This is a genomic window from Lacinutrix chionoecetis (genome assembly GCF_053604665.1).
Genome location: NZ_JBSHNQ010000086.1, coordinates 134,873 through 151,884, shown reverse-complemented (window position 1 = coordinate 151,884; position 17,012 = coordinate 134,873). Strand labels below are relative to the sequence as shown.

The window sequence follows — 17,012 nt, the reverse complement described above, 5'->3', positions numbered from 1 at the left end:
CAATTAAAATTAATTCAACTTATAATAAACATCAGCCTCTTCCAAATCACTCAACAATTCCTGGCTCACTTTTACCTTCTGTCTTCTGCTAGGCATTTCTAATTTAATTTGCTCTCTGTTATCGTAAACCACAAAATCGAGCAAGTGACTACCTGGATGCATGGCTATTAACTCTTTTAAACTCTGTATTTTATTAGATTCCAATTCTTTAATGTTTAATTGTATGGATAACTTTCTTACATACTTATCCATAACATCATGGAGCAGCTGGAAACTATTAAACTGCAATCTTGGATCGCTCTTTTTACCAGTATCTCTATTTACCCAACCTTCGCGCACAAACGTTTTAACATGCACAAAAGTATTTTTTAATAAAAACGGACGATGTTTTAAGTAGTCTTCTCCAAATATTCTAAATTCGAAAGTATCTGTATAATCTTCAATAGTAAATAATGCCCAGCCCTTACCTTGTTTACTTACACGATGCTGCACATCTGTAACCACACCTCCAAATGTGATTTCCTTATTTACGTGTTCGTGTAAATTATTAAAATAAGCAATGGTTCCCGTGCAGAAATTTTTCATTTCGGTTCTAAAATCGTCTAATGGATGCCCAGAAATATATACGCCAACCACTTCCCGCTCTTGCGCTAATTTTTCCATAGTGCCCCAAGTTTCGCATGGTGGCACTTGTGGTTCGGCAATTTGTACATCGCTGGCGCCACCAAATAAACTTACTTGAGAGGAATTCTCATTTTCCTGATGCTTTGCACCATACTTAATGGCTTTTTCTAAAAAAGTTAGATCGCTACCTTCTTTCTGAAAATATTGCGCACGATGCGTATCTGTAAAACAATCAAAACCGCCTGCTAATGCTAAATTCTCAAACGCCTTTTTATTGGCCGCTCGTAAATCTATTCGTTTTGCGATATCGAAAATAGACTTATAATGCCCATCTTTCTTTCGGTTTTCTACAATAGTCATTACTGCACCATGCCCTACACCTTTTATTGCTCCCATTCCAAAACGTACCGCATTATCTTTGTTTACAGAGAATTTATAATAACTTTCGTTAACATCTGGACCAAGAACAGGCAATTTCATGCGCTTACATTCTTCCATAAAGAAAGTAACCTGCTTGATGTCGTTCATATTATTAGACAACACGGCAGCCATATATTCTGCTGGATAATGTGCTTTTAAATAAGCGGTTTGGTAAGCAATCCATGCATAACAGGTTGAATGCGATTTGTTAAAGGCATAACTTGCAAAAGCTTCCCAATCTTTCCATATTTTTTCTAGTTTTTTAGCATCGTGACCCTTTGCACTGGCTTGCTCGATAAATTTTGGCTTCATTTTATCGAGAACGGCAATTTGCTTTTTACCCATGGCTTTACGTAAAACATCGGCTTCACCTTTGGTGAAATCTGCGAGTTTTTGTGAGAGTAACATTACTTGCTCTTGGTATACCGTAATACCATAAGTTTCTTTTAAGTACTCTTCCATTGCTGGTAAATCGTACTCAATATCTTCGTCACCATGTTTTCTGCGTACAAAACTTGGAATGTATTCCATTGGTCCTGGACGATAGAGCGCATTCATGGCAATTAAATCGTCGAAAACAGTAGGTTTTAAATCTTTTAAATGCTTTTGCATGCCTGGAGATTCGTATTGAAATACGCCAACAGTCTCTCCTCTTTGGAATAATTTATAGGTCTTTTCGTCATCCAAAGGAAAACTATCCGGATCCAATAGTATATCATGCTTTGCTTTAACAATTTTTACAGTGTCCTTAATTAGGGTTAAGGTTTTAAGTCCTAAAAAATCCATTTTAAGTAAACCTGCATCCTCAACAACAGAGTTGTCAAATTGTGTAACGTATAAATCGGAATCTTTTGCCGTTGCAACAGGTACAAATTTTGTAATATCGTCTGGTGTGATTATAACTCCACAAGCATGAATTCCTGTATTTCTAACCGAACCTTCAAGCGATCTCGCAATGTTTACGGTTTCGGCTTGAAGATCTTCGCCTTCTGAAATATTAAGTAATTCGTTTATTTTCTCTAAATCTTCCGCTCTAAATTTACTTCCTAATTCTTTTTCCGATAAGCCAAAAATCTTATTGAGTTTAGACATGGTAGGAATTAGCTTCGCAATTCTATCGGCATCAAATAGTGGTAAATCTAAAACACGTGCTGTATCTCGAATGGATGACTTTGCAGCCATTGTCCCGTATGTAATAATTTGCGCTACTTGGTTGCTACCGTACTTTTCGATAACGTAATCCATGACACGGCTTCTGCCTTCATCATCAAAATCGATATCGATATCTGGCATACTCACACGATCTGGATTTAAGAAACGCTCAAAAAGCAAGTTATACTTTAATGGATCTATGTTGGTAATCCATAGGCAATAGGCAACCACAGAACCAGCTGCAGAACCACGACCAGGACCTACCGAAACATCCATTTTTCTAGCTTCGCGAATAAAATCTTCAACAATTAAAAAATAACCTGGATAGCCAGTTTTTTCAATAACGCTGAGCTCGAAATCTAAGCGCTCAATTATTTCTTCGGAGAGCGCTTCGCCATACCGTTTTTTTGCACCTTGATAAGTTAAATGGCGTAAAAATGCATTCTCACCTCGTTTGCCGCCATCATTATTATCTTCTTCACTTATAAACTCTTGCGGAATATCAAACGCTGGTAATAAAACGTCACGAGCTAACTGAAAGCCTTCAATTTTATCAACTACTTCTTGGATATTGCTAATAGCTTCCGGCACATCCTTAAAGATGTTTTTCATAGCCTCTGCCGACTTAAAATAGTATTCCTGATTAGGCAAACCATAACGGTACCCTCGACCTCGTCCAATTGGAGTGGCCTGTTTTTCCCCATCTTTTACACACAATAAAATATCGTGCGCATTAGCATCTTCTTGTTTGGCATAATACGTATTGTTAGTTGCTACAAGTTTTATATTATGTTTATTGGCAAGATTAATTAAAGTAGGATTAACTCGGTTTTCATCCTCTTGATTGTGACGCATAAGCTCTACATACAAGTCGTCTTTAAAAACATTTTTCCACCAAACAAGCGCTTCTTCGGCTTGATTTTCGCCTACGTTTAAAACCTTGCTTGGTACTTCGCCATATAAGTTTCCAGTTAAACAGATTAAGTCTTCTTTATATTGCTCTATGAGTTTTTTATCAATTCTTGGTAAATAGTAAAACCCATCTACAAAGGCATGCGACGACAGTTTTGCTAAATTATGATAGCCATTTTTATTCTTGGCAATTAAAACAATTTGGTAACCATTATCTTTTCGGCTTTTATCTAAATGGTCTTCACATACAAAAAATTCGCAACCTACAATAGGTTTTATTTTTTTCTCCTTTATTGTTTTGCCTTCAGCTTCTGCATTTTTAATGTTTTCTTCAATAGCTTTATTATGCCTGTTTACAGCGTTTACAAAATGGAAAGCACCCATCATGTTAGCATGGTCGGTTAAAGCTACTGCTGGCATATTATGCTGGGCAGCAACAGCAACCAAATCGGCAACACTCATAGTGGATTGTAGTACCGAAAACTGAGAATGGTTGTGTAAATGCACAAAATCTACAGCTTGTAAATCGGCTATGTTTTCTTTTATTTCTTCAGAAGAAATATCACTGCCTTGTGCTTTTTGCAATCTCGCATTAATCTTGGCACTTTCCTGTTTTAAATTAATATGCTTTAAACCTATTAATTTAATTGGTTGCGGATTAGCCTGAGAGAAGCGATCAAAATAATCTGGCTGAACGTCTAATTGCTCAATTGTATATTGTTGCCTTCTTATTAACTCTAAAAAGCAACGTGTAGTTGCCTCCACATCTGCTGTGGCATTATGCGCTTCTGCAAATGGTTGGTTAAACAAATACTGGTGTAACTCTGTTAAAGTGGGTAATTTAAATTTACCATAACGACCACCAGGTATTTCGCATAAACTTGCAGTGTGTTCTGTACACGTATCTAAAACAGGTAATTCTTGTAACTGGTTCGCTATATTTTCGCGAACAAATTCGGCTCCCATAATATTGAGATCGAATTTTACATTCTGCCCAACAACAAATTTCGTTTTGCCTAATGCAATATTAAATTTCTCTAAAACCTCGGTTAGGGTGACACCTTGTTCCTGAGCTAACTCTGTAGATATACCATGAATTTTCTCAGCATCATACGGTATATTAAAACCTTCTGGTTTAACTAAATAATCTTCGCTTTCTATACAATTACCCATTTCGTCGTGTAATTGCCACGCAATCTGGATACATCTTGGCCAATTATCTGTATCTGTAATTGGTGCATCCCAACGCTTAGGCAAGCCTGTAGTTTCTGTATCGAAAATTAAGTACATCTAATGTTTTTTTTTAATAGTGAAGCTGTTAAGTAATACAAAACAGAGCCTATAAAATTACGAAAATTAGTTACTTTTTAGACTTAAAGTTATAAACAGTTTTAAACAAAAAAAATCAGCCCTTTCGGGCTGAATTTTTATATAAATTTCTTTTTCATTGAAATTTTTAGCTTACCAATTCTAATTTAGCTTTTTCTGTATTAATTGCAGATTGTATTGCATTTCTATGCTTTGCAATTAAACCATCTATTGTTGGCGGCAAGTTTTTTTCGTTTATCATCTCGTTGTATTCTTCAAGACTGGCTTCCTCGCCTCTAATAGCTTCTTCCAATATGGCTGCCTCATCGTTAGATGTAAAAGTTGATTTTAAATTCATCCAATTTCTGTGCATGGCTCCTTTAAAGGTTCCCGAATCTTCTGGGATTTGTCCATACTGTAGAATTTCTGTTCTTAACTCTTTTGCAAAGTCACTTCTTTCTGAAGCTCTTCGTTTAAAGAACATTTTTAAATCGTTGCTCTCAACATTTTTATAGGCATCTATATAGCCTTTCTCTGCGTCGTAATTTTTTACTAATAATTCGTTTAATTTGTTTGAAATTTCTTCTGTATACTTCATAATATCGTTTATCATTTTAAATTTCAATACTTTTTTTAAGGATGCGTATTGTTTCACATCAACATTCTCAATATAAGAGAAAGAAGAGGCGTTGTCAAGCGATTTAACAGACTTTGTGAGTGTTTTCTTGCTATTTAAGAGTATTTAACAAAAAAAAAGCGTATTCCAAAGTTTTGAAATACGCTTAATATCATTGATATCTGTATCTTGTTACATACAGGTTAGAGAGTCTATAATTGATTGAGTTGTTCCTCCTGGATCTCCACATGAATTTATTTGGGTTGTTAAAGCCGTTTTATAAGCATTACACACCATAACATAATTAGCGTCTCCAGGTGATGCAGCAGAAAAATTTATTAACGTAGCAGCTACAGTTGCTGTTGCAGTACTACATGGAATATTTACCGGTCCAGTACCTCCTGCTATTGCTCCAAGCAATGGCACTCTAAAAAAATGACCTTCGTTAACATTAATAGATGTTAACCCAGAACTATTAAACGCATTAAAGTAAAACTCACCAGACACATAACCACCCTCCACATTCACCTCTGTTAAGTCTATAACACCAGAAGCAGGATACACTTGCACACTTGGGTCTGGAACATTATTGGTTGAATATAAAACCTCATCAATATCTAATAAAGTTGCAGATGATGAAGTTTCTACCACATCATGAATACCTAATGCTGTAGAATTTACATGCAAGGTTATAGTCTCTAAATTATCTGAAGCCGTTATTGTTAAGGCACCTGTATTATCTATGTTAGCCACATAGGTAACAGCTTGCCATAAATTCCCGTCTTTTTTACCTTGAAAAGCGGGCGAATTAAACTCTAGCTCTTCTCCACAACCAAAAAAAGTAAAGACTATTAGAACTAAAACGATAATTTTTTTCATAGTTATAAATGTTTCGAGGTCTCAAAAATAAAATAAAAAATCACAATGAGATAGAATTACATTAAAAACTTGGTATTTAAATAAATATTGTATCTTTGCGCACTTATTAATAATCGAGGTCGCGTACCTCACAAATTAATTTTTATGCCTGTAAAAATCAGATTACAAAGACACGGTAAGAAAGGAAAGCCTTATTACTGGATCGTAGCAGCAGATGCTCGCGCGAAAAGAGATGGTAAATACTTAGAAAAATTAGGTGCTTACAATCCAAACACTAATCCTGCAACTATCGAGTTAGATGTTGATGGAGCAGTACAATGGCTTCAGAATGGTGCACAACCAACTGATACTGCCAAAGCATTATTATCTTACAAAGGTGCTTTATTAAAAAATCACCTTGCTGGTGGTGTTCGTAAAGGCGCTTTAACTGAAGAGCAAGCTGAGAAGAAATTCGCTGCTTGGTTAGATGAAAAAGCTGGAAAGGTAGATGCTAAAAAAGAAGGTTTATCTAAAGCTGAAGCTGAAGCTAAAGCCAAAGCATTTGAAGCTGAAAAAGCAGCAAATGAAGCAAGAATCGCAGCAGCTGCACCAGTTGTTGAAGAGGAAGTTGCAGAAGAAGCTCCGGCTGAAGAAGCAAAAGCTACAAACGAAGAAGAATAGAAAATTAATTTTTTATACTTTTAAACTCCGGTAATTTTTATCGGAGTTTTTTTGTGAGATATTGTTTTAAATAACATCATTTGAAATTTAACACATTACAATGGTAAAGTGTGATTTCATTACTATTAACTAAGCTTCCCTCTCTTAAGGGAAAGAAAAATAAAATTTTTCGATGACTAAAGACGACTGTTTTTATCTTGGTAAAATTGTAAAAAAGTACAGTTTTAAAGGAGAACTTTTAATTAAGCTGGATACAGATGAGCCTGAATTATACGAAAATTTAGATTCTGTATTTATAGATTTGCGCGGCAATTTAATTCCGTTTTTTATGGAAAGCTCTCAATTGCACAAAAGTGAGTTGCTTCGCGTCAAGTTCGAAGATGTGGATACCGAAGCAGATGCCGATGCCCTTATTAAAAGCGATTGCTATTTACCATTATCCTTTTTACCAGAATTAGACGACGATAAGTTCTATTTTCACGAAATTATAGGTTTTAAAGTTGAAGATAAAAATTTTGGAGACGTTGGTGTTATAAAAGGTGTAAATGATACTACTGCCCAATCACTTTTCGAGATTGACAGGGATGGGATTGAAATTTTAATACCTATGAATGATGAATTTATTTTAAAAGTAGATAAAAAAAATAAAATCATTTTTGTTGAAACACCAGAGGGTTTAATTGACTTGTATTTAGAGGATGAATAAACCTTTTAAATTCAAGCAATTTACCGTGAAACAAGACCAATGTGCCATGAAAATTGGTACAGATGGTGTTTTGTTAGGCGCTTGGGCTACAATAGATAACCAACCGTTTGCCATTTTAGACATTGGTGCAGGAACAGGAATATTATCGTTAATGTTAGCACAACGTAGCCATGCAGAAGTCATTGATGCTTTAGAAATTGATGAGGATGCTTACGAGCAATGTGTAGAGAATTTTGAAAACTCACCTTGGAGCGACCGACTTTTTTGTTATCATGCCGATTTAGCAGAATTTGCTGAAGAGATTGAGGATAAATACGATTTAATAGTTTGTAATCCTCCATTCTACAGCGAAGATTTTAAAACCGAGAGTTCTCAACGCGACTTAGCACGGTTTCAAGATGCCATGCCTTTTAAGCATTTAGTAACAAGTGTTTCGAAATTATTAATTACAGAGGGTATTTTTTGTACCATCATTCCGTTTAAGGAGGAAGCAAAATTTATTGCATTAGCTTCAGCAGCACATCTAAAGGCTAATAAAATCACGCGGGTTCGCGGGACTAAAAATTCAGAAATTAAACGTTCACTAATCGAGATGTCTTTCCTCGAAACTACCAATTTGGAAGACATGAACAACATACTTATAGATGAACTTGTAATTGAAAATACAAGACACGATTATACTGAAAGCTACATAAATCTTACTAAAGATTTTTATCTTAAAATGTAGATTTTTTAATTGCTAACTGTATTGCTTTTCGTTATTTTTGTGAAACTTATAAAATAACCTCTTTTATTTTGAGGATTTCTTAAAATTGAAGGTATAAAATACACATATGAAACCAGATTTATTTGAAGCTCCTGATTATTACAATCTAGACGAACTTTTAACAGATGAACATAAATTAGTACGCGATGCCGCCAGAGAATGGGTAAAACGAGACGTTTCTCCAATTATTGAAGAGGCTGCACAAAAAGCTGAATTTCCAAAATCGATAATTAGAGGCTTAGCAGAAATTGGCGCGTTTGGACCCTACATTCCAGAAGAATATGGTGGTGCTGGCTTAGATCAAATTTCTTACGGATTAATTATGCAGGAAATAGAACGTGGGGATTCTGGTGTTAGAAGTACAGCTTCGGTACAGAGTTCTTTAGTTATGTATCCTATCTGGAAATATGGTAATGAGGAACAACGTAAAAAGTACTTACCAAAATTAGCAAGCGGCGAATGGATGGGAAGTTTTGGCTTAACTGAACCAGATCATGGTAGTAATCCTGCAGGTATGACCACCAATTTTAAAGATATGGGTGACCATTATCTTTTAAACGGAGCAAAAATGTGGATTAGTAATTCTCCATTTTGTAATGTTGCCGTAGTATGGGCAAAAAATGAAGAAGGTAGAATTCATGGTTTAATTGTGGAACGTGGCATGGAAGGTTTTTCTACTCCAGAAACTCACAATAAATGGTCGCTTCGTGCAAGTGCAACAGGAGAACTAATTTTCGACAATGTAAAAGTACCAAAAGAAAATTTATTACCAAATAAATCTGGATTGGGAGCGCCTTTAGGTTGCTTAGATTCTGCTCGTTTTGGTATTGCTTGGGGTGCAATTGGTGCAGCAATGGATTGTTACGATACCGCTTTACGCTACAGTAAAGAACGCATGCAGTTTGGAAAACCTATTGGACAGTTTCAATTACAGCAAAAAAAATTAGCCGAGATGATTACCGAAATTACAAAGGCACAATTATTAGCATGGCGACTGGGTGTTATGCGTGAAAACGGTACAGCAACCTCAGCGCAAATCTCTATGGCTAAGCGAAATAATGTAGACATGGCATTAACCATTGCTCGTGATGCACGACAAATGTTAGGTGGTATGGGTATTAGCGGTGAATATTCTATCATGCGACATATGATGAATCTTGAAAGCGTAGTTACTTACGAAGGCACACACGATATCCACTTATTAATAACAGGTTTAGATGTCACGGGTTTAAATGCTTTTAAATAAGCCGTTATCTTCCTTTTAAATATAAATTTTTAAAATGCTCGTATAATAAACGAGCATTTTTTATTTCTATTATTAGATAGTATCTTTAAATTCATGAAAATCATTATATTATTTTTTAGCATTACTTTATTTTGCTCGTGCAGTACTAATAGGGTTATAAGTCAAGAACTTAACAACCATAAAAAAAGCATTTCTATTTTGGCCTTAGGCGACAGCTATACCATTGGTGAAAGTGTATGTAAATCTTGTCGCTTTCCAGAGCAATTAAAAGATAGTTTAATAAGCAGATTTGGTGATGATAAATCGATAAACGTTAAGATAATTGCTGAAACAGGCTGGACGACAAGCGATTTAAAAGAGGCAATATTAAGAGAAAGTGTACAGAATAATTACGACTTCGTAACGTTGCTTATTGGTGTAAATAATCAATATCAAAACAAACCTTTTTTATTATACGAAAAAGAATTTCCAGAATTAGTAAATACAGCCATAGAAAAAGCAAATGGCAATAAAGAAAAGATTATTGTTATTTCCATACCAGACTATGCCTACACTCCTTTTGGAAAAGAAAATTCTAAAATTTCTACTGACATTGACAAATACAATGCATTTGCCAAAGCGTATTGTAAGGCGCAAGATGTTACTTTTTTAAACATTACAGATATTACAAGGCAAGGTATTGAACAACCAAATTTGGTGGCTTCGGATGGGTTGCACCCATCTAAATTGGCTTACAGCAAATTTGTGGAACGTTTACTACCTTTATCTTTAGAGATAATTAAGTAATTTTAGCTAATTTAGCTTAAACCAACATCATGTTTTCAGCAAAAAAGAGATTAGATCGTGCCTATAACGAAGCTAAAATTGTCGAATTCGATAATGATAGTAAAATTATATTGTTTAGCGATTGCCATCGTGGCGATAATAGTTTTGCCGACGATTTTGCAAACAATCGAAACATTTATTTTCATGCCTTAAAACATTATTATGCAGAGGGTTTCACCTATTGCGAATTAGGCGATGGTGATGAGCTTTGGGAAAATTTATCTTTCGAGGCTATTTTAAATGCTCATAAAAATGTTTACGAGTTGATGAGGCTCTTTCATGAAGATAATAGACTACATTTAATTTGGGGAAACCATGATATGGTTTACAGAGACCCTAAATACGTTAAAAAAAATCTTTACAGTTTTTTCGATCCCAAAGTTGGCGAAGAGGTTATACTTTTAGGAGATATAGAGTATAACGAGGGCATTGTACTAAAACATTGTCTTACAGGACAAGAATTATTTTTAGCACATGGTCATCAAGCCGATTGGTGGAACTTCTTATTTTGGAAATGGAGCCGTTTTATGGTTCGTGTACTATGGAAACCACTAAATGTTATGGGAATTGCAGATCCTACCAGTCCAGCAAAAAATTACAAAGAGCTTATTAAAATAGAACGGAAAACCAAAAAATGGATAATAGAAAACAACAATTTAATTACTATTGTTGGCCATACCCACAGACCACGTTTTCCAGAACCTGGTGATATTGCTTATTTTAACGATGGGAGTTGTGTACATCCAAGAAGTATTACAGGTCTTGAAATTGAAAATGGTGCGATTTCACTAATAAAATGGCAAATTTCTACTACAGATCAAGGGACCTTACAAATTGTAAGAGTACTTTTAGAAGGGCCTATTGCTTTAGAGGACTATAAGACTGAATGATTATACAAAGTAATTTATTAACTCTCAGGAGCCAACTCCACCTCCAGGCCTTCCATTTCTGGAGTCATTTGTATCTGGCATCCTAAACGCGAGTTGTCTTTTACGTAAAATGCTTCAGAGAGCATCGCTTCTTCATCATCTTGCTTCTCTGGTAGTTGGGTATCACTTAATACATAACATTGGCAGGAGGCACACATAGCCATGCCACCACAAACGCCAATCGTGCCTTCTGGAGCTAACTCGAAAGAGCGCACAACTTCCATTAAGTTCATTGCCATATCTGTTGGCGCTTGAATTTTGTGGGTTTTTCCTTCTCTATCGGTTATAGTTATGTTTATATCTTGTTGCAAATTTTTAATTTATTTAAGCACTTTAACAGGCTCTGTGTGACATTATAGGTTTATCAAATTTAATACCTTTTATTAATTTAATCGTATTTGTAATTCACAAATGACATTTTTATAATACCTACAAGGTTTTACAAACCTCGCAGGATAAATGCCTTATTCAATTTTTTTAACTACTGCTTTTGGTGCTTCTTTTCGTGTACCATCGAACCCATCGACTCCAGCTACTGTGGTATATTTCATAACATAGCGTTTGCCTGGATTTATAATTTTATATGCCGATTGACACATTAAGGTTGCTTCGTGAAAACCACATAAAATTAATTTTAATTTTCCTGGATAGGTATTTACATCTCCTATAGCAAAAATGCCAGGAATGTTGGTTTGGTAGTCTAAGCTGTTATCTACTTTAATTGCATTTTTTTCTATTTCTAATCCCCAATTTGCTATTGGCCCTAATTTAGGCGACAAACCAAATAGCGGAATAAAATGATCGCATTCTAATTCGTAATCTTTATCGATATGAATATTGTCTGACTCTCTAACAACTACTGCTTTAACTTCGTAGTCGCCTACTATACCTATAACCTCAGCAGGTGTAACTAAATTAATTTTTCCAGCATTTTTTAATTCCTGAACTTTTTCTACAGAATCTAAATGCCCTCGAAACTCGTTTCTTCTGTGAATAAGGGTTACATTTTTGGCTACATCGCTTAAATATATACTCCAATCTAATGCCGAGTCTCCACCACCTGCAATCACCACTTCTTTATTTCTATAAATTTCCGGATCTTTAATAATATATTCTACACCTTTATCTTCGAAAGTGGTAATGTTATGGATTAATGGTTTTCTTGGTTCGAAACTACCTAACCCACCTGCTATAGCAACTACCGGAGCTTTATGCTTTGTGCCTTTATTGGTGGTCACAATAAAACTTCCATCTTCTTGTTTTTCTATAGTTTCGGCACGTTCACCTAAGGTAAATCCAGGTTCAAATTGTTTGCATTGCTCTAAAAGTCTTTCGGTTAAATCGCCTGCAAGAATTTCTGGATAAGCTGGAATATCGTAAATAGGTTTTTTAGGATAAATTTCGGAACACTGTCCGCCTGGTTGTGGCAAAGCGTCTATAAGGTGGCATTTTAATTTTAGTAAACCAGCTTCAAATACGGTAAATAAACCTGTTGGACCTGCTCCAATAATTAGAATATCTGTTTCAATCATAGTAATGCCCACGCAAGTGGGTATCTCTTTAATGTATTAAACTTACAAAATAGCATTATCTTGTAGGTTGCGTTTTTTTTCGAGTATGTGCGTGAAGGATTGAGGCATTGTTGGAGCTCATCTTTGATAGCGACTGCCGAAAGCCTGACCTTTAGGTCACGCCCAAAATTTAACTTTCTATATTTATTACTTGTTCTATTTGCGGAGCATATTTTTTAATAGTCATTTCTACTCCAGATTTAAGTGTCATTTGGTTTACACTACATCCTACGCAAGCGCCTTGTAACTGTACTTTTACCAATTTGCCATCTTCTATGGATAGGAGCGAAATATCGCCTCCATCGCTTTGTAAAAATGGTCGGATTTCATCCAAAGCCTTTTCTACGTTTAGTCTTAGTTCCTCTGTTGACATCTGTTATGTTTCCTCTCCATTACCTTTAAAAAAGGTTAAAAATGGAATTAATATTATTTTTTTACGGCCGAGCATCCAGCCATTGTTGTAATTTTTATTGCTTCGGTTTCTGGCAAGTTTTCATTTCTATTTACCACTTCCTGCACTATGTTTTGCGTTAAGGTTTCGAATGCTTTTTCTAATGGAGTTGCTGTTTGTAGTGCTGCTGGTCTACCAACATCGCCAGCTTCTCGAATGCTTTGTACTAAAGGTATTTCGCCTAAAAGCGGGACGTTTAAATCTTGAGCTAAATGTTTAGCGCCTTCTTTACCAAAGATATAATATTTGTTATCTGGCAGCTCCAGTGGTGTGAAATAGGCCATGTTTTCTATAATACCTAAAACGGGAACGTTTATACTTTCTTGCTGGAACATAGCTACGCCTTTTTTAGCATCTGCCAAAGCTACATTTTGCGGTGTACTTACTACAACTGCTCCTGTAATTGGTAACGATTGCATGATGCTTAAATGTATATCTCCTGTACCAGGAGGTAGATCGATTAGTAAGAAATCTAATTCTCCCCAAGCGGCATCGAAAATCATTTGATTTAATGCTTTTGCTGCCATTGGTCCTCTCCACACTACGGCTTGGTCTGGTTTTGTAAAAAAGCCTATAGACAATATTTTAACACCGTAATTTTCTACAGGTTTCATTTTAGATTTGCCATCTACTATTACAGATAATGGTTTTTCCATTTCGACGTCGAACATAATTGGCATGGACGGTCCGTAAATATCGGCATCTAAAACACCTACTTTAAATCCCATTTTAGATAAGGATACAGCAATATTGGCTGTTACAGTAGATTTACCAACACCTCCTTTTCCCGATGCTATTGCCACTATGTTTTGAATGCCTGGAATAGCCTTTCCTTTAATTTCGTTTACGGCAGGTTTTACAGGTGAATCTACCTTTATATTTACTTTTACCTGTGCTTTGTCGTAAACTTTTTCGTGAATGGCTTTAAGTATTTCCACCTCGGTTTTCTTACGCGCTTGTAATGCTGGATTGTTAATCGTAATATCCACTATTACTTCATCTGCAAAAGTTACTACATTTTTAACGGCTCCACTATCTACCATGTTTTGTCCTTCTCCAGGAACGGTTATGGTTTTGAGCGCATTTAATATGTCTTGTTTTGTGATTTTCATTTGCTAATTTAGATTTGTTCTAAAGTGCAAATATAATACATAAAGCTTGAAGAATAAAGCTGTTGGTTTGAAGATTATTTATAGTTGAATTAGTAATTTCTATGCTCTAAATGAGAAAATAATATTACTTAATTATTAATTTTTTTATAGTCGCCTTTTCTGCTTGTATTAGCTTAATTAAATAAACTCCAGAATTTAAAGATGTAACGTCCAGTTTATTTGTGACAATAGTTTCCAGAACGTGTTTTCCAGTTAAATCGTAAACAATAACATTAATGTAATCTATGCCATTATTTGAGCTAAAATTTAATTGTGTTGTAGTAGGGTTTGGATACATTTTAATCTGGCTAATGTCAAATTGCTGCGTTGCCAAAGTATTACAATTACTATCTACTGAATAAATTCTATTCTCTTCTAACGTGCAAGAACTTAAACAGTCTTGAGCATAAAGACCAAAAATGTAATTTTCTCCATCAACAATAATGTTAGAGACCTCTGCCATTGCAGAATCGTATATTCCTGTACCTTCAATAACTTCTACCTCAACATTATAAGGCACACCTGTATAATTAAATCTGTAAGATATTTCTGGAAAATTTGTTTCAGCAGTATCAATTTCTGGTATTGCTTCAAAATCATCTTCCAAAGCTTTTAAATTCATGTAATCATTATTTGTTTCAATTTCAAATATTGTACAAGCACATGAACTTAAGTCTGTAAAAGAATCTACGGTAAACTGGTACGTTGACATTAAATTATCTAATTCCGGAATCCCAGAAACACCAGTGGTTTTAAAATCGTTTATCCAACTATCTGAAGTGGTCGCACTAAATCTTAATATTTTAAAATCTATTTGATAACTTAAGTCTTGATATTCTGATTTATACTCTTGGTTAGCATGAATATCGAAATCATTAAAAATTAAGTTAATTTCTGAATCATTATTTGGGTTATTATATATAGCTGACAAATCTTCTAAATAACTTGTCGTTCTGGAAACAGGTATAAAAGGATTGTTATAATCTGGGTCGGAAACATCGCTTAGTATCTCTCTTAGCGCTAATACATAGGCGTCTTTTTCGTAATTAGCCTGTATATATGGGTTTATGCTACATTGAGCTTGTAAGCCATTAAACACTAAACACGACAATAACATAAAAAAGTATCTCATAATTTATTTTTTTATTAAAGTTACAATTCTATTAGGGGATTCCAAAACACGTTCTCGAAATCTTGAATTTGGTTATCCTTTATCGTAATTCCTTCACTCTCTAATAACTGTTGCATAAGGTTGGTACCTTCAAAATGCTGTTTGCCTGTTAGCAAGCCTTTTCTGTTTACTACACGATGTGCAGGAACATCTTTAGACACAGACCCATTCATGGCATAACCAACCATTCTCGCACTTCTTGGAGCACCAAGATAATTTCCAATCGCCCCATAACTCGTTACCCTACCGTAGGGAATTTGCCGAGCCACTTTATAAACTTTTTCGAAGAAATTAAGCGTTTCGGGTTTCATAATATTACCACTCTTTAATTATATTTATTAATGTGATTATAGAAATAACACCTGTAATGATCCCAATAATGTAATTCATGTTCTTTTGAGATTTAATTTTTTTACTTTTTATTTTTTCAAAAAAGAAAACATAAATATACAACATTACAAAAGTGCCTGTTGCAGCACCAGCCACATAAGAGGCAATACCTGTTGGGTCTAATTTTATCCATTTAAAAGCCACAAAAGTAGTCGCCATATAAGCTTGATATGGAATAGGGAAAATATTTAATGCAGATAATAATATCCCTTGAAAAAAGCGGCTCTTTTTACTTTTTACATTGGGTTCTACTTTAGGTTTGCTGGCTTTTTTTGCGAGTAATAAAAAATATACTGTTATAAGAACAAATAACACAAAAGCGACACGTTGCAAAATATCTATTACATCTGGATGGTTGCTTAAATACCGTGCAAAAACTAATGCTATTAGGGTTTGTAATACCACTACAATGCAGACTCCCAAAGAGAACACCAAACCGCGTGTGTGCCCATCTTTAATACTAACTTTTGCGGCAGTCATATTCAATAAGCCTGGAGGGATAACGCCTACAAGAGCCACTATTAAAGCAATACCAAAAGTTAGTGTTATTTCCAAGGTTACTTTATTTTAAACCTAATATAGGTAATTGGTTTGTTTTGTTCTAAATAGATGCTTTCATAATGGGTTTGAATACTCGTTACTTCTTCCGGGCTACCTTCTTGTTTATAGACGTTATGGTTTGCATATAAGACGTCGTGTCCTTCTCCATGAAGCAATCCAAGCGTGTAACCATGCATAAATTCGCTATCGGTTTTTAGGTTCATTACGCCTTCTGGTTTTAAAACTTTTTTATAGCGTTTTAAAAACTCAGAATTCGTCATTCTATGTTTTGTACGCTTGTATTTTATTTGCGGATCTGGAAAGGTAATCCAGATTTCGTCGACTTCGTTTTCGGCAAAAGCGTAATCTATAAGTTCTATTTGGGTTCTTAAAAAGGCAACATTAGGGATGTTTTCTTCTATACCAGTTTTTGCGCCTCTCCAAAAACGTGCCCCTTTAATATCGATACCAATAAAATTTTTATTTGGATATTTTTTGGCTAAGTTAACTGAGTATTCACCCTTTCCACACCCTAATTCTAATACTAATGGATTATTGTTTTTAAAATGTTTAGCGTTCCAGTTGCCCTTCATCTCGTAGATAGCCTCTACTAAATCTTCTCGTTTTGGCTGAAATACGTTAGCAAACGTTTCGTTCTCATTAAATCTTTTAAGTTTATTCTTACTTCCCACTAC

17 protein-coding genes are annotated in these 17,012 nt (G+C 35.0%); 6 read left to right on the top strand and 11 right to left on the bottom strand.

The features are described from left to right. Nucleotides 1-9 precede the first annotated feature (9 nt). The 3 genes from dnaE to ACVC43_RS12935 form a co-directional block, all read right to left on the bottom strand. The gene (gene dnaE, locus ACVC43_RS12945) at nt 10-4,398 is read right to left on the bottom strand and encodes a DNA polymerase III subunit alpha (protein WP_452224958.1); all 4,389 of its coding nucleotides are present in this window, start codon (nt 4,396-4,398) and stop codon (nt 10-12) included. A 166-nt stretch (nt 4,399-4,564) separates the two neighbouring features. Next, on the bottom strand, nt 4,565-5,014 hold the full coding sequence (locus ACVC43_RS12940) for a ferritin-like domain-containing protein (RefSeq protein ID WP_452224957.1): 450 nt from the start codon (nt 5,012-5,014) through the stop codon (nt 4,565-4,567). A 210-nt stretch (nt 5,015-5,224) separates the two neighbouring features. Further along, nucleotides 5,225-5,911, bottom strand: a complete 687-nt coding sequence (locus ACVC43_RS12935; RefSeq protein WP_452224956.1) for a DUF6252 family protein — start codon at nt 5,909-5,911, stop codon at nt 5,225-5,227. Between the two features lie 144 nt (nt 5,912-6,055). On the opposite strand from ACVC43_RS12935, the gene ACVC43_RS12930 reads away from it, so the two are divergent. From ACVC43_RS12930 to ACVC43_RS12905, 6 genes are all read left to right on the top strand, one after another. Further along, entirely contained in the window at nt 6,056-6,571 is a 516-nt protein-coding gene (locus ACVC43_RS12930; protein ID WP_452224955.1) for a 30S ribosomal protein S16, read from the top strand. A gap of 172 nt (nt 6,572-6,743) precedes the next feature. After that, nucleotides 6,744-7,277: a ribosome maturation factor RimM gene (rimM, locus tag ACVC43_RS12925; RefSeq protein ID WP_452224954.1), complete on the top strand. Its 534-nt coding sequence runs from the start codon at nt 6,744-6,746 to the stop codon at nt 7,275-7,277. Continuing rightward, the gene (locus ACVC43_RS12920) at nt 7,270-8,004 is read left to right on the top strand and encodes a tRNA1(Val) (adenine(37)-N6)-methyltransferase (protein ID WP_452224953.1); all 735 of its coding nucleotides are present in this window, start codon (nt 7,270-7,272) and stop codon (nt 8,002-8,004) included. The genes rimM and ACVC43_RS12920 overlap by 8 nt, the downstream gene beginning before the upstream one ends. A 106-nt stretch (nt 8,005-8,110) precedes the next feature. After that, nucleotides 8,111-9,289 carry an acyl-CoA dehydrogenase family protein gene (locus ACVC43_RS12915; protein WP_452224952.1) on the top strand — a complete coding sequence of 393 codons (1,179 nt, stop codon included), beginning with the start codon at nt 8,111-8,113 and terminating at the stop codon, nt 9,287-9,289. A 93-nt stretch (nt 9,290-9,382) separates the two neighbouring features. Beyond that, the gene (locus ACVC43_RS12910; protein ID WP_452224951.1) at nt 9,383-10,075 is read left to right on the top strand and encodes an SGNH/GDSL hydrolase family protein; all 693 of its coding nucleotides are present in this window, start codon (nt 9,383-9,385) and stop codon (nt 10,073-10,075) included. A gap of 29 nt (nt 10,076-10,104) precedes the next feature. Beyond that, nucleotides 10,105-11,004 (top strand): serine/threonine protein phosphatase, encoded by a 900-nt coding sequence (locus ACVC43_RS12905; protein WP_452224950.1) that lies wholly within the window; start codon nt 10,105-10,107, stop codon nt 11,002-11,004. A 17-nt stretch (nt 11,005-11,021) separates the two neighbouring features. On the opposite strand, the gene ACVC43_RS12900 is transcribed toward ACVC43_RS12905, so the two are convergent. The 8 genes from ACVC43_RS12900 to trmB all read right to left on the bottom strand — a co-directional run bounded on the left by ACVC43_RS12900 (nt 11,022) and on the right by trmB (nt 17,009). Beyond that, a complete protein-coding gene (locus ACVC43_RS12900) occupies nt 11,022-11,354 on the bottom strand; it encodes a ferredoxin (RefSeq protein WP_452224949.1) in 333 nt (110 codons plus the stop codon). A gap of 153 nt (nt 11,355-11,507) precedes the next feature. Next, entirely contained in the window at nt 11,508-12,575 is a 1,068-nt protein-coding gene (locus tag ACVC43_RS12895; protein ID WP_452224948.1) for an NAD(P)/FAD-dependent oxidoreductase, read from the bottom strand. Nucleotides 12,576-12,744: 169 nt separating this feature from the next. Continuing rightward, nucleotides 12,745-12,987 (bottom strand): NifU family protein, encoded by a 243-nt coding sequence (locus tag ACVC43_RS12890; RefSeq protein WP_452224947.1) that lies wholly within the window; start codon nt 12,985-12,987, stop codon nt 12,745-12,747. Between the two features lie 53 nt (nt 12,988-13,040). Further along, a complete protein-coding gene (locus ACVC43_RS12885; RefSeq protein ID WP_452224946.1) occupies nt 13,041-14,177 on the bottom strand; it encodes a P-loop NTPase in 1,137 nt (378 codons plus the stop codon). A gap of 124 nt (nt 14,178-14,301) precedes the next feature. Beyond that, complete coding sequence (locus ACVC43_RS12880) at nt 14,302-15,348, bottom strand: T9SS type A sorting domain-containing protein (protein ID WP_452224945.1); 1,047 nt, start codon at nt 15,346-15,348, stop codon at nt 14,302-14,304. A gap of 20 nt (nt 15,349-15,368) precedes the next feature. Next, the gene (locus ACVC43_RS12875; protein WP_452224944.1) at nt 15,369-15,698 is read right to left on the bottom strand and encodes an MGMT family protein; all 330 of its coding nucleotides are present in this window, start codon (nt 15,696-15,698) and stop codon (nt 15,369-15,371) included. 4 nt (nt 15,699-15,702) lie between these two features. Continuing rightward, a complete protein-coding gene (locus ACVC43_RS12870) occupies nt 15,703-16,332 on the bottom strand; it encodes a LysE family transporter (protein ID WP_452224943.1) in 630 nt (209 codons plus the stop codon). Between the two features lie 2 nt (nt 16,333-16,334). After that, nucleotides 16,335-17,009, bottom strand: a complete 675-nt coding sequence (trmB, locus tag ACVC43_RS12865) for a tRNA (guanosine(46)-N7)-methyltransferase TrmB (RefSeq protein ID WP_452224942.1) — start codon at nt 17,007-17,009, stop codon at nt 16,335-16,337. Between the last annotated feature and the right edge of the window lie 3 nt (nt 17,010-17,012).

Coding starts and splice junctions, on each gene's coding strand:
- ACVC43_RS12910 (WP_452224951.1), top strand. CDS start 9,383: ATGAAAATCATTATATTATTTTTTAGCATTACTTTATTTTGCTCGTGC.
- ACVC43_RS12880 (WP_452224945.1), bottom strand. CDS start 15,348: ATGAGATACTTTTTTATGTTATTGTCGTGTTTAGTGTTTAATGGCTTA.
- ACVC43_RS12875 (WP_452224944.1), bottom strand. CDS start 15,698: ATGAAACCCGAAACGCTTAATTTCTTCGAAAAAGTTTATAAAGTGGCT.
- dnaE (WP_452224958.1), bottom strand. CDS start 4,398: ATGTACTTAATTTTCGATACAGAAACTACAGGCTTGCCTAAGCGTTGG.
- ACVC43_RS12935 (WP_452224956.1), bottom strand. CDS start 5,911: ATGAAAAAAATTATCGTTTTAGTTCTAATAGTCTTTACTTTTTTTGGT.
- ACVC43_RS12915 (WP_452224952.1), top strand. CDS start 8,111: ATGAAACCAGATTTATTTGAAGCTCCTGATTATTACAATCTAGACGAA.
- ACVC43_RS12930 (WP_452224955.1), top strand. CDS start 6,056: ATGCCTGTAAAAATCAGATTACAAAGACACGGTAAGAAAGGAAAGCCT.
- ACVC43_RS12905 (WP_452224950.1), top strand. CDS start 10,105: ATGTTTTCAGCAAAAAAGAGATTAGATCGTGCCTATAACGAAGCTAAA.
- ACVC43_RS12890 (WP_452224947.1), bottom strand. CDS start 12,987: ATGTCAACAGAGGAACTAAGACTAAACGTAGAAAAGGCTTTGGATGAA.
- ACVC43_RS12885 (WP_452224946.1), bottom strand. CDS start 14,177: ATGAAAATCACAAAACAAGACATATTAAATGCGCTCAAAACCATAACC.
- rimM (WP_452224954.1), top strand. CDS start 6,744: ATGACTAAAGACGACTGTTTTTATCTTGGTAAAATTGTAAAAAAGTAC.
- ACVC43_RS12895 (WP_452224948.1), bottom strand. CDS start 12,575: ATGATTGAAACAGATATTCTAATTATTGGAGCAGGTCCAACAGGTTTA.
- ACVC43_RS12940 (WP_452224957.1), bottom strand. CDS start 5,014: ATGAAGTATACAGAAGAAATTTCAAACAAATTAAACGAATTATTAGTA.
- ACVC43_RS12920 (WP_452224953.1), top strand. CDS start 7,270: ATGAATAAACCTTTTAAATTCAAGCAATTTACCGTGAAACAAGACCAA.